The organism is Actinophytocola xanthii (assembly GCF_001921205.1).
GTDB lineage: Bacteria > Actinomycetota > Actinomycetes > Mycobacteriales > Pseudonocardiaceae > Actinophytocola > Actinophytocola xanthii.
The window spans coordinates 1-13,173 of the sequence record NZ_MSIE01000127.1; the positions used below are offsets into that span (position 1 = coordinate 1).

Annotated in this window: 9 protein-coding genes; 5 read left to right on the top strand and 4 right to left on the bottom strand. The window is 70.6% G+C overall.

Annotated elements, in window-relative coordinates:
* Nucleotides 1-135: 135 nt before the first annotated feature.
* The 5 genes from BU204_RS36575 (at nucleotide 136) to BU204_RS36595 (ending at nucleotide 5,957) form a co-directional block, all read left to right on the top strand.
* Nucleotides 136-606 carry an MSMEG_6728 family protein gene (locus BU204_RS36575; protein ID WP_075130376.1) on the top strand — a complete coding sequence of 157 codons (471 nt, stop codon included), beginning with the start codon at nucleotides 136-138 and terminating at the stop codon, nucleotides 604-606.
* 134 nt (nucleotides 607-740) lie between these two features.
* Entirely contained in the window at nucleotides 741-3,710 is a 2,970-nt protein-coding gene (locus BU204_RS36580; protein WP_075130377.1) for a family 16 glycoside hydrolase, read from the top strand.
* A gap of 173 nt (nucleotides 3,711-3,883) precedes the next feature.
* On the top strand, nucleotides 3,884-4,633 hold the full coding sequence (locus BU204_RS36585; protein WP_075130378.1) for a lysophospholipid acyltransferase family protein: 750 nt from the start codon (nucleotides 3,884-3,886) through the stop codon (nucleotides 4,631-4,633).
* 110 nt (nucleotides 4,634-4,743) lie between these two features.
* Nucleotides 4,744-5,484: a calcium-binding protein gene (locus tag BU204_RS36590; protein WP_075130379.1), complete on the top strand. Its 741-nt coding sequence runs from the start codon at nucleotides 4,744-4,746 to the stop codon at nucleotides 5,482-5,484.
* 95 nt (nucleotides 5,485-5,579) lie between these two features.
* The gene (locus BU204_RS36595; protein WP_143230019.1) at nucleotides 5,580-5,957 is read left to right on the top strand and encodes a hypothetical protein; all 378 of its coding nucleotides are present in this window, start codon (nucleotides 5,580-5,582) and stop codon (nucleotides 5,955-5,957) included.
* A 73-nt stretch (nucleotides 5,958-6,030) separates the two neighbouring features.
* On the opposite strand, the gene BU204_RS36600 is transcribed toward BU204_RS36595, so the two are convergent.
* The 4 genes from BU204_RS36600 to BU204_RS36615 all read right to left on the bottom strand — a co-directional run bounded on the left by BU204_RS36600 (nucleotide 6,031) and on the right by BU204_RS36615 (nucleotide 13,033).
* A complete protein-coding gene (locus BU204_RS36600) occupies nucleotides 6,031-9,267 on the bottom strand; it encodes a S8 family serine peptidase (RefSeq protein WP_075130383.1) in 3,237 nt (1,078 codons plus the stop codon).
* A gap of 177 nt (nucleotides 9,268-9,444) precedes the next feature.
* Nucleotides 9,445-10,377, bottom strand: coding sequence for an endo alpha-1,4 polygalactosaminidase (locus BU204_RS36605; protein ID WP_083661962.1), 933 nt, complete (start codon nucleotides 10,375-10,377; stop codon nucleotides 9,445-9,447).
* An 11-nt stretch (nucleotides 10,378-10,388) separates the two neighbouring features.
* A complete protein-coding gene (locus tag BU204_RS36610) occupies nucleotides 10,389-11,714 on the bottom strand; it encodes a family 1 glycosylhydrolase (RefSeq protein WP_075130381.1) in 1,326 nt (441 codons plus the stop codon).
* A gap of 104 nt (nucleotides 11,715-11,818) precedes the next feature.
* Entirely contained in the window at nucleotides 11,819-13,033 is a 1,215-nt protein-coding gene (locus BU204_RS36615; RefSeq protein ID WP_075130382.1) for a hypothetical protein, read from the bottom strand.
* Nucleotides 13,034-13,173 lie beyond the last annotated feature (140 nt).

The following is a 13,173-nucleotide window of genomic DNA, read 5'->3' on the forward strand; positions in this document are numbered from 1 at the left end:
GTAAACAACGCATCCCGTCCCCCTCCACAACCGCCACCTCAGGGGACCGTGACGTAACCTGACCACAAGTACGTACCCAGGTAGCACCTGCGGCCCAAAAGGTGACCAACACCCAAAAAACCCGGGGAGGCGGAACTGCAGACGTTTCTGCCCTGTGTGGACTTCGCCGCGACCGCTCGGGTGCTCGACCAGCGGCGGCTGGGCAAGCAGCGCGTGGAGGCCATCCAGGTACTGCGGGCGCTGACCGTGCCCGGATACGGCTGGCGCCACCACCCGGCCGCGGCCATGTGGGCGGGGTACGAGGAGGCGCTGGTGCGCTACGGGCTCGTGGTCTGTGACGCCTGGACCGAGCGGGGGCACGCCGACACCTGCGCGGCAACGCTGCGTGCCGACCTCGGCCTGGTCGCCGTGCGCGACCAGGCCGAGCTCGCCGCCGCCGGTGAGCTGCCGCCCTGGCTCGGCGACCCCGCCCTGCACCGCAGCCACCAGTCAGCCCTGGTGCGCAAGGACGCCGAGCACTACCGGCCGCTGTTCCCCGACGTTCCGGACGACCTGCCCTACGTCTGGCCGGACTCCGACCGGCCGCGGCGGGTCAGCGTCCGCTGAGTCCGTCAGGAAATCGCTTACCTCAGCACATCTGCTCCGAACGGCGGTACTTTCGCCCCAGAACGCCGAACGTTGTTGACTTACGGCGGAAGTTGTCTTCTTCTGTGAATGGCAACCCCTGGAGGTGTAGGCCAATGCGGCCGTTCGTCGCCCTGCTCGCCGCGGTCACAGCGGTTCTGGTCGTCCCCGTCCCCGTCGCCGCCGCCCAGCCACCCGACATCCCGCCCCAGGAGCCGGGCGTGACCATGCGGACCTTCGACGTGCAGGTGGTTCTGGACGACTACTGCACGCTCAAGACCGGCCAGACCCCCAACGTCGACAAGCTGATGCCGGTGGTCGACTGGACCACCACCGCCGACTTCGGTATCGCGGACAAGTTCGTCACCGAGGTCAGCGGCTACCTGAACATCGGCACCGCCGGCGAGTACCACTTCCGACTGACCAGCGACGACGGCGCCCGCCTCCTGCTCGACGGCGCGGTCGTGGTGGACCACCCCGGGCGGCACGGCGCCACGCCCAAGGACGGCTCGACAACCCTCGACGCCGGTCCGCACGCGCTGCGCATCGACCACTTCGACGGCGAGTACGACCAGCGGCTCAAGCTCGAGTGGCAGCCGCCGGGGGCGGACGGGTTCACGCTCGTGCCCAACAGCGTGCTGAGCACCGACGCCGACGTCACCCGGGTGACCTCGCCGGGACGCAAGGAGTGCGAGGGCGTCACCGACTCTCCCGGCGACGGGCTGCCGCTCGCAGGCGTCCACCCCGACTACACGCTGACCAACCTGCGCCCCGAGGGCTTCCAGCCGCAGGTGACCGGGATGGACTGGCTGCCCGACGGCCGCCTCGCCATCAGCACCTGGGGCGGCGACCGGGAGACGGTGCTCGGCGAGGTGTACCTGATCGACGGTGTCACCGGGAGCACCGACCCGTCGCGGGTGACCTACAAGAAGATCGCCACGAACCTCCAGGAACCGATGGGGCTCGCCTACGTCGACGGCATCGTCTACGTGTCCGAGAAGGACGGTCTGACCGCACTCGTCGACACCGACGGCGACGAGGTAGCCGACGAGTACCGCAGGATCGCGACCTGGCCTTTCGGCGGGAACTACCACGAGTTCGCGTTCGGCCTGCTCTACGAGGACGGCTACTTCTACGTCACCACGGGCATCGCGATGGTTCCCGGCGGGGCGACGGCCGACCCGCAGCCGGTGCCGAACCGCGGCTCGACTCTGAAGATCAGCAGGGCGACCGGTGAGGTGTCCTATGTAGCCGGAGGGCTGCGCACACCGAACGGCCCCGGTCGAGGGCCGGAGGGCGACTTCTTCGTCACCGACAACCAGGGCATGTACGTGCCGACGTCCAAGCTGGTGCGCATCGAACAGGGCGCCTTCTACAACCACCACACCAACCCCGACGGCCCCTACGACGACCAGCCGGTGACCGAGCCGGTGCTCTGGCTGCCGCACGGCGAGATCTCCAACTCGCCGAGCAACCCGCTCGTGCTGCCCAACGGGACCTTCCAGGGCCAGCTGGTGTTCGGCGACGTGACCTACGGCGGCCTGCAACGCGCGTACCTGGAGAAGGTCGGCGGCGAGTACCAGGGCGCGGTGTTCCGGATGACCCAGGGGCTCGAGTCCGGGGTGAACCGGATCAGCCTCGGTCCCGACGGCGCGATCTACACCGGCGGCATCGGCTGGGAGGGCAACTGGGGGCAGGCGGGCAAGCTCAAGTACGGCCTCCAGAAGCTGTCCTTCGACCAGGCTCGGGCGTTCGACATCCACTCGATGCGGGCGGTCGACGGGGGGTTCGAGCTCACCTACACCCAGCCGCTCTCGGCGGAGACAGCGCGGGACCTGGCCTCGAGGTACCGCGCCGAGCAGTGGCGCTACGTGGCGACCCCGCAGTACGGCGGTCCCAAGATCGACCAGGAGACCGTCGAGGTCACCTCGGCGACGCTGTCGACCGACCGCAGGACGGTGACGCTCCGCCTGGCCGGTCTCCAACCCGGCCATGTCGTGTACGTGCACTCGCCGCGCCCGTTCGCCTCGGAGTCCGGGCAGGAGCTGTGGAGCACCGAGGCCTGGTACACGCTCAACCGGCTGCCCGACGGCACGACAGCTCCGCCCGAGTACGAGGCGGAGTCCGCACAGCTCGCCGGTGGCACCGGGTGGAACACCAACCACACCGGTTACTCGGGTGCCGGTTTCGTGGACCGCAACTGGGCGCCGGGCGCCAGCACCACGTTCGCCGTCCGGGCGGAGCAGGCGGGCCGCCACGACGTCGCGCTGCGGTACGCCAACGGGCAGAACTCCGACCCGAGTCCCGTTCCCCGGTCGATGAGCCTGTACGTCAACGGCACCAAGGTGAAGCAGGTCTGGTTGCCGAGCACGGTGGCCTGGAACAGGTGGGCCGACCACGTCGAGACCGTCGAGCTGCGGGAGGGCGCGAACACGATCTCCTACCGGTACGAGGACACCGACATCGGCCACGTCAACCTCGACAAGATCACCGTCACCCCGACCCGGCGGATCACGCTGTTCGACGGGACGAACCTCGACGCCTGGGAGACCACCTCCGGAGCGCCCGCGACCTGGCCGATCGCCGAGGGCTCGGTGGAGTCGCTCGGCGGGGACATCCGCACCAAGGAGAGGTTCGGCGACTTCCGGCTGCACGCGGAGTGGTACGAGCCGGACTACCCGCCGGAGGTCACCGGGCAGGCCCGCGGCAACAGCGGCTTCTACCTGCAGGAGCGCTACGAGATCCAGGTGCTGGAGTCCTACGGCCTCGCCCCGGCGAACAACACGGCGGGCGCGATCTACCTCCAGCGGCCGCCGGACGTGAACGCGGCCAGGGAAGCGGGGGAGTGGCAGACCTACGACATCGTCTTCCGGGCGGCCCGCTTCGACAGCGCCGGGGCGAAGGTGGCGGACGCGCGGGTGACGGTCGTCTGGAACGGGGTGACGGTGCACGACGACGTCGCCATCGACAGCAAGACCGGCAACGGCCAGGCGGAGGGCCCGGCGCCGGGCCACCTCCGGCTGCAGGACCACGGCGACCCCGGCCCGAACCCGAGGTTCCGCGCCATCTGGGTCGAACGGCTGTAGGCGCACCCGGGAGGCGCCTACAGCCCCGGTCGGGGCGCCGCCCGCCCCGGCCGGTCCATACCAGGTTAACCCGTGTGACCTGTGGGTTTCATTACGTCAGGAGCCGCTGGAGCGGCCGGCCGGCGGCCGTTCCAGGGATGATGGGTAGCAGCCCCCGTCGAAATGAGGCATGAGTGGAACTCGTCTACCCGCCGGTGATCCTGTCCTGCAAAGCCCTCTTCCGGGTCCTCGACCTGCGCCTCGACCTGCGGGGCACCGAGCACGTCCCGACGTCGGGCGGGGCTGTCCTCGCCTGCACCCACGTCAGCTACCTGGACTTCGTCTTCTGCGGGCTCGCCGCCCTCCCGGCCAGGCGCCGGGCCCGGTTCATGGCCAAGCAGCAGATCTTCGCCAACCGGATCGCCGGGCCGCTCATGCGGGGGATGCGGCACATCTCGGTCGACCGGTCCGCCGGCCAGGCCTCCTACCGGGAGGCGGTGGCGGCGCTGCGCGGCGGCGAGGTCGTCGGGGTGTTCCCCGAGGCCACCATCAGCCGGTCGTTCACGGTGAAGCCGATCAAGACCGGCGCGGTCCGGATGGCGGCCGAGGCGGAGGTGCCGGTCATCCCGGTGACGGTGTGGGGCAGCCAGCGGCTGTGGACCAAGGGCCACCCGCGCAACCTGACCCAGCGCCACGTCCCGGTGCTGATCCGGGTCGGCGAGCCGTTCCGGCCCGCTCCCGGGGACGACCCGGAGGTGCTCACCAAGGACCTGCGGTCGCGGATGTCGGCGCTGCTCGACACGGCGCAGCGCGAGTACCCCGAGGTGCCCCCGCCCGGCGAGGCCCCGTTCTGGTTGCCGGCCCACCTCGGCGGCAGCGCCCCCACCCCCGAGGCCGCGGCGGAGACCGAGAACCCGGAGACCGGGGCGGCCGGCGGGCGCTGAGGGCCGGCGCGACGCCGACCGCAACCGGGGCGCAATCCCCGCGAGCACGCTGTCTCCCACGTATCGCGCCGGGCCGAGAGGGCCCGGCGCAGCAGCGAAGGAGACAGCTCATGAACCGGAGGACGACGGCGGCCCTGGCCGCCGTGGTGGGGCTCGCGGCACTCGTCGTGCCGGCCGTTCCAGCGGCCGCCAGCGTGACCCAGTGTTACGGCTTCGAGGTCACCCAGGAAGGAACCGAACAGCAGGACCAGCTCAACGGGACCGGGGGACGCGATGTCATCGCGGCCCTGGGTGGCAACGACACGATCTTCGGCAACGGCGGCGACGACGTGATCTGCGGGGGCGCCGGGGACGACGTCATCGAGGGCGGCACCGGCGCCGACAAGATCGCCGGGAACGCGGGCAACGACATCATGTCGGGCAACCCCGGAGCCGACCAGATCGAGGGGTTCGCCGGCAACGACACCATGTCCGGCGGCGGCAGCGGCGACCGCCTCGAGGGCGGCGACGGGAGCGACTTCACCCGCGACTGGGGCGACGACCGGATCAACGGCGGCGCCGGGAGCGACCTCATGCGCGGCAGCGCGGGCAACGACACCATCACCGGCGGGTCCTTCGAGATCGACGACGTTGGCACGGACCGGCTGGAGGGACACGGCGGCAACGACGTCCTCACCGAGTTCCTCGGTCGCAACGTCCTGCTGGGTGGCTCCGGCAACGACACCCTCGACGCCAGGGACACGGCTCTGCTCGCCGCGCCGGACGACACGGTGGACGGGGAGAGCGGCGTCGACCGGTGCCGGGTCGACGAGAGGGATACGGCGCTCTCGTGTGAGACGTTCCTCCCCTGACCGTCCCTCAGGCCCCTTCGCCCGCGGGCGAAGGGGCCGAGCCGTCTCTTCGACAACTAACGAAGATTCTACCTCCGGTACGGTCTATTCGATACATGTCGAATACTTCAGTCATCCGGGCGGCCCGCGTGGTGGGACTGCTCCTCGCCGCGATCATGCTGGTGTACCTGGCGACCTACGACGGCGTCTGGGAGTCGGACAACCCGTTCCTGGTGCCGGACATCCTGATGGGGGCGCTGCTGTTGGCCTCGTCGGTGCTGCCCTCGCGCTGGGCGCCTCCGGCGATGATCTTCGCCTTCGGTTGGACGGCGGGCATCCTCGCCGTCACGGTGTTCAACAACCAGCTGACCCGCGACGAGTTCAGCGTCCTGAACCTCGGCATGGCCCTGGCCGCCGCGGCGATGACCACGCTGCTGATCCGCGTGCTCGTGGCCGGTCGGGTGCCTGGCCAGGTCGGGGTCCCCGCCGGCTGAGCGGCGAACGCCTCCGGGCCGTCACGGCGACATACGACCCGGAGGCGTTCTTCGGCTTTGGTCAGTCCATCCGCTAGCGGAGCGTGTAGGCGCGGAGCACGGTCTGCCTGACCGTGTTGCCGTCCCGGTCGGTCGCCGACGCGCGCAACGACACCGAGGTGGCATCCGCCGGGTGGTGGAGCGTGGCGAGCAGGTCGTGGCCGACCGGTACGCGCCGCCACGTCGCGCCCTTGTCGTAGGACGCCTCGACCGTGATCCGCGTCGGGCGCACCGTGGCGCCGCTCTCGTCCTGCACCCGCACCGGCACGCGGAACGGCCTACTCGCCGGGGCGCTGCCGTCGGGGGCCACCTTCGGCGTGAAGCGAACCACGTTCAGCTCGAGCGCCGCCGATCCGTCCACGGTGGAGGACATGAAGGTCCACTCGGCACTGATCTTCGTGGACACGTCGAAGTGCGCGCGGGTCGCCTCGGTGGTGAGGCGGTACCGGGCGGGCTCGGCCGGCAGGTCGGGGAAGTAGCCGTAGCCCGGTTCCGCTGACTCCCCGACGAGCTGGTCGCCCCGGTACAACCTCGTCGAGCCGGACTCGGTGGCGAACGCGGTGGAGGCGTTGTCGTGGCCGTCGGTGAACAGCGGGAGGTACACCTCGATGGCGTCGTCGAGCCGGCTGGCCCACGGGAAGGCGGCCGGCGGGAGCCCGGGCCCGAACACCGGTTTGTTCATCGACGCCCGGTACGTGCGGCCCGGCTGGTAGGACCGCCACGGTGTGTCGAGCAGGAGGACGAGCTCGTCCTCGGCGGTGTACTGCCACAGACTGCTCCGCCAGGTGAGGTCCTCGGTGGTGACGTACTCGGTGCGGGTGCCGGGCAGCGAGACGTCATAGCCGTACTCGAACGCCGGCACCACGCCGGGCGCGGGCAGCGGCGTCTTCGACCGCATTGCGCTGCCGCCCTCCAGCCCCGCGCCGAGTTCCACCCGCAGCCTCGCGAGCTCACCCCGCTCCACGTCCCTGGTGTAGCCGGTCGGGAACTCGTCCAGCGCCCACGCGAGGCCGTAGTAGGCCCCGTCCTCGCCCGCCCAGTGGGTGCTCACCCAGCCGGACATCGCGGTCCCCGGCAACGGCTCGCCGACCTGCGCGCTGTACAGGGTCCCGGGAACGTCGACGGCGAAGCCCGCGGCGATGAACGGAGCGCCGTCGACCTGGAACAGATAGCCCACCTCGGCCAGGCCGAGGGTCGCCGAGACGGGCGGGGTGACCTCGACCGGCCTGGTGGCCGAGGCGTCCACGTCCAGGCGCAGGTCCCGGTCGAGCAGGATCCCCGGGTGCAGGATCGCGTGCACCCGGCCCTCCTGGCCGGGGACCATCAGGTGGTCGGCGAAGTAACGGCCCTTCGGCAGCCGGACGGTCTCCGAGCCGTCCTCGTCGTAGGGGACAACGACCCGGCCGCTGTCGATGCCCACCAGGAAGGTGCTGTACTCGCTCGTCGGCGCGCCGTTCTCGTCGACGTAGTCGAAGGTGAGGTCGTAGCTCTCCACCTCGCGGGTCACCACGACCGGGGTGCGGGTCACCGAACCACCACCGGTGGCGGTGATCGTCCCGGAGTAGTGGCCGTCCACTCCGCCGCGGTCCGTGTCGCCGGTGACCGTCACCGACTCCTCCCCGCCGGCCGGAACCGTGATCTCGTCGGTGCTCAGCGAGAACACGTCTGCCGGGGCTCCGTCCGGACCGGTCCCGGACACCGCGAGGTCCAGCGTCGCGTCGGTCTCGCCGAGGTTGCGGTAGGTCACGGTCCGGCTCAGCGGCTCGTCGTCGTCGTGCGGCCAGGCCGCGATGCCGACGTGCACGACGGCCGGCTCGGTGACGATGGTCTGGGTGAGCGCGTGCGCCACGTCCACCCGCCCGGCACCCTGGTCGTACACCCCGACGCCCGGCGCGGGTTCGGCAGCGGCGGTCAGCGCGGCCTTCACCTGCTGGCCGGTCCAGTCCGGGTGCAGCTGCGCAATCAGCGCCGCCGCCCCGGCGACGTGCGGGGCGGCCATCGAGGTCCCGGTCAGGGCCGTGTAGCCGTCGACGACCGGATCGCCGATGGTGCCGGCGGAGTGCAGGGCGGCCACGATCCCGACGCCGGGAGCGGTGATGTCCGGCTTGATCACACCGGGCTCCTCGGTCGGGCCCCGGCTGGAGAACTCGGCCAGCGTGTCGTCGCGGTTCACCGCGCCCACGGTCAGCGCGGACGGGGCGGTGCCCGGCGAGCCGACCGAGTGCTCGCCCGGCCCGGAGTTGCCGGCGGCGATCACGAACAGGGTGCCGTACTCGTCGGTCAACGACTCGACTGCCTGCTCGAGCGGGTCGACGGCGGTCGTGTCGAACCCACCGAGGCTGAGGTTGGCGATGTCGGCGCCCTGCTCGGCGGCCCACTCCATCCCGGCGATGATCCAGGAGTCCAACCCGAAGCCGCCGTCGTCGAGCACCTTGCCGTCCAAGATGGACGCCCCGTGGGCGATCCCGCGGTACTTGCCGCCGGACCTGGCACCCGTACCGGCCAGGATCGAGGCGACATGGGTGCCGTGGCCGGCGTTGTCCACGTTGTCCGGCGCGTCGCTGAAGTTCCGCTCCGCCACCTCCCGGTCGGCGAGGTCGGGATGGGTCTGGTCGACGCCGGTGTCGAGCACGGCGACCGTCACACCCGAGCCGGTGACACCGGCGTCCCAGGCGGCGGGCGCGCCGATCTGCACGGCACTCTGGTCCAGTGTGGACCGGCGTTTGCCGTCCAGCCACACCGCGGTGACGCCCTCGGCCATCGTCCGCGTGGTGGTGCCGTCAGTCAGTGCCTCCCAGGCCGCGCCGGCCTCGGCCTTGTCCACCGTCGTCGCGACGCCGTCGATGCTGGGCAGCTCGCGGCCCACCCGCCCCGCCCGGGGCGCGGCCCGGCCCTCCTGGTGGGTGACGATCAGCGGCACGGTGTCGCTGTGCGCGTCGTCGTAGCCGAACTCGCGGAGCGTCGTGAGGTCGAACAGCCGCTGGTCCAGTAGCCCGGTCGCGACGAGCCGCCGCGCGTCGTCGGGGAGGACGAACAGGTGCCCGCCCGCGCTGAACCTGCTGAAGGTGACCTTCTCCCGGCCAGGGCCCGGCCGCACGGACACGGCCGTGCCGCCCCGCACCGTGACCTGGTCGCCGGTGATCAGGGTGATCGTGTCAGTGCCGGTGCCGGCGTTCGCCGCTCGTGGCGACGCGGCGTTCGCGGCGGGGGCGGTGGCGAACACCAGCCCCAGCACGAGGACACCGGTCCCGATCCTTCCGCCGATGCGCATCTGGACCTCCGCTCCGGTGACGGCGCGGCGGAGCCGGCCGTGCGCTGCACGCACGGGACGTGAACGGCCCCCCAGGAATTCGCCGTTACGCGCTCGAAGGTATCGGTGGGAAATTCCCGTGGCAATAGACTTTCCGGGTTTCCGGAAAAGAACCAACCAACCAACCAACGACTGTGGTCAACAGGCGGTGCGGTAGGCCCCGGTGGGAGGCTCGTCCTTGACCAGGCCGTCGAAACCGGCGCGGCGGTGGGCGGCGCAGGCCGTTGCCGGGTCGACCGATCCCTGGTAGTCGACGGCGAACACGGCCTTTCCCCGGTCTACGAAGGGTTGCAGGGCCGCGCACTCGTCGAGCTCGGCGCACTCCTCGGGAAGGGCCCAGTCGAACGAGTCGACCAGCGCGTCGACGGCGCCGGGCTGATCGTGGCCGTTCTTCATACCGACCGACAGGCCGCGGGCATGCGCCTGCTCGGCGACCTCCCGGTACCACGAGATCTGGTCGTCGAGGGTGATCGCGAAGCCGGGGTCGTTGCCGAGCGGGTTGTTCTGGTCGGGTTCCACGCCGTCGCAGCCGAGCGTTCGGGCGAGGTCCAGCCTCGCCCAGACGATGTCGGCGAACCGCTCGCGGGAGCCCTCGCGGATGTCGAGCCAGCGTTCGCCCTCCCAGCCGGTGTCCCAGCCGATCACCGAGCCGTGCTCCGGCCGGGCCGGGCGGTTGGGGATGTCCGCGCGGTGTCCGGGGAAGAGGTGCGCGTCGGGCCGGTAGTCCTCGTACGCGCCGGTGTCCAGGTAGCAGATGACCACCGGCCGCGGGGTCCTGGCGTGGAGCCGCTCGACCTCGCCCGCGAGCGCACCTTCCGGCACCTCCACCGAGGACCCGTCCGGGTAGGACAGCCGCGAACCCTTCGGCGCCAGCTCGAACAGGTCCAGGTCGTACATCGCGCGCGGCGCCGTCAGGTCGTAGGGCTCGTCGATCTGCCAGTCCCAGTCCGCCGCCTCACCCGGGCTCGGCGTCCACCATTCCGGAGCGTTCGCCTCGGCCCCGGTACAGCCCGACACTGCCAGTACCAGTGCCAGCAAGTACTTGTAGTTGTTGGTCCCCACACCGACCATCCAACCGAACCTCACCGAAGGGGCGTGAGCGGCCCCGGGTAGGGGGCGGGGGACAGGCAGCTGTTCAGACCGTCCACCAGGGAGCACACCGCGGGTGGCTGGACCGGCAGGTAGCCGGCCGGCACGCCGTGGGCCGCGATCAGGGAACGGTAGGTGGCCACGGCGTCGGTGGGCCGACGGGTCAGCGACGGGTCGGTCAGGGCGTCCACGGTGTACAGACCGAACCGCGGACGGTAGCTGCCCCACTCGTAGTTGTCGGTGATGCTCCAGTAGTTGTAGCCGATGACGTCGATGCCGTCGGCCTTGGCCCGCTGGATCCAGTAGACGTGGTCGCGCAGGTGGTCCGAGCGGGTGTAGCCGTCCGGGCGGGGCTGGCCGTTGTCGGTGGGCATGCCGTTCTCCACCACGTAGAGCGGCAGGTCGGGGAACTTGCGTGCGTAGTACCGCAGTACGTAGTAGATACCGTCGGGCTGCGGCTCGATCTTCCAGAACTCGCCGCCGGCGCCGTGGACCGCCGACAGGTTGTCCAGGCTCGCGCCGTAGTAGTAGTCCACCCCGACGAAGTCGAGCTTGTCCTTCACGTGGTCGACGAACGTCACGTCCAGACCGGCCTGGATGCCGCCGGGGAGGTAGGCGGCGTTGCTGGACACCAGCGCCCCGGGATCGAGCTGGTGGATCAGGTCGTAGGCACGCCGGTGCACGGTCACCAGCCGGGAGTACATCCACGGTGCCTGCCAGGCTTCCAACCCACCGTTGCCGATCTCGTTCTGGACGTAGATCGTCGGCTCGTTGACGGTGATCCAGATGACGCCCTTGTCGCGGTACCGCTCGATGACCCGGCGGGCGTGGGTGAGCCAGTCCTCGACCGTCTCGTCGGAGTCCCAGCCGCCCTGGTCGACGACCCAGCCCGGGTACACCCAGTGGTCCAGGGTGATCATCGGCCGCATGCCGGCGCGCAGCACGCGGTCGACCACGTCGTCGTAGTAGGCGAGCTCGGTCTGATCCACCACGCCTTCGCGGGGCTCGACCCGCGCCCACTCGACACCGAAGCGGAAGACCCGCACCCCCAACGCCTTCGCGTTGGAGATGTCCTCGGCGTAGCGGTGCCGGAAGTCGACCGCGTCGCGGTACGGGTCCTTGATCGAGGACGTGCCGGCCTGCTCGTAGCGGTGCCAGTTGCTGTCGGGCGGCGAGCCCTCCGACTGGTAGCCGGACGTGGCGACACCCCACAGGAACTCCTCGGCCGCCACCGGTTCGGCCGCAGCGGGCGACAACCCTGCGAGGACCCCGGCCAGCAGGCTGACCACCGAACCGAGAACGACACGGCGCCGACGCATGGTTCCTCCCGGGGTTCTTCGGAAAACCCTTCCCTACTCCAGAGTAGGTGTGCCCGCAAGCCCTCCCGTTGCCAGCCGGGAGGGCCTGCGGGCGGGTGGGAGGGTCAGCCGTCGTAGGCGGCCTGCTCCACGGCGAACACGTTGCGGTTGCCGGTTCCCTCCATGAGCGTCCAGAGCAGGTCGGGGTTGGCGGTGTCCTCCCAGTAGGAGATGCCCTCCCCACCGCTCACCCAGGAGTAGGTGGTCGGGCCGGCGCTCGGAGTCCAGTAGTGCAGCTTCTTCTGGCCCGAGGAGTTGAACCACCACCGGCCATTGTGCGAGGCGACGCCGTTGAGGTTGTACCAGGGCAGCTGGAGGGCCTGGCTCGCGGTCGTCGTGGCGGCGAAGGTGGTGGCGCCGGCGGGGAACGGGTAGCGGACGGCCCGGGGCGCGCGGTTGGGGTAGGCGGTGCAGCCGGACTGGCAGGTGTACTCGGTCATCACGATCGACCTGCTGACCCGGTCCAGCGAGATCGAGGACCAGGCGAGGTTGGTGCCCGACGTGGTGCTCGAGGTGATCGTGCCGATTTGGGGGAGGACGTAGGCGTAGTTGTGCGCGTAGTACACCCCGTTGGGTTGGCGGCCGATCTGGTCGGCGGTTCCGCCGGTGTTGGTCCTGAGGATCCTGCGCATGTCGAACACCCGCATGCCGCGGCCCGTGTCGGCGACGTAGAGGTAGTCGCCGAACCACGAGACGCCGCCGGCGTGGATCGGGATGTCCTTGAAGTTCGGCGTCGCCGCGCTCCCGGTGGGCTCCACGAGAAGGATCTTGCGGTACTTGTTGGGGTAGGTCGCGTCCCAGTCGACGAGCGTGATCCGGCTCCGCTCGTGGTCCCCGCCGCATTCGTCCCGGGTGTACCAGCTGACGAGGACGAGCTGGTGGCCGTCGTAGGTGCCGCTGTTGGTCGTGCCTACCGCGTCCCGGCTGGTCGTGATGCCCTGCGGGTAGCTCCTGCAGTCCGAGTTGTCCCCGCTGCTGAACCGGAAGCCGGTGACGAGGCCACTGGGGGAGAACGACGAGGGGAGCGCCTGCCGGTCGTGGTTGGCGTTGTCCATCACCGTGTGCACGGCCGCCGTGCCCAGCGTCGAGACGAGTGCGGAGTTGACCGCGTCGAACTGGTGGTAGTTCGCGGTGAGCGTGTACTGGCCCGCGGGCAGGGCGGTCGGCCCGGCCGCGGCGCCGGCGGACGCGGGGGCGAGGAACAGGCCGGCGGTGGCGGCGAGGACGCCGACGGCGATGGCGGTCCGGTTGACGGTGGTCCTGCGGCGGCGAGTTGGCATCACGACCCTTTGGTCAGGAATTCACGAGGTCGCCGGGACTGTAGTGAACTCCTGTTGTCAGGGCAACACCTCGGCCACCTGAGGAGTCCCGTCCGGTCCACAACGGAACCGCACCCGAGAAGGCACCTGTTCTGCACCCG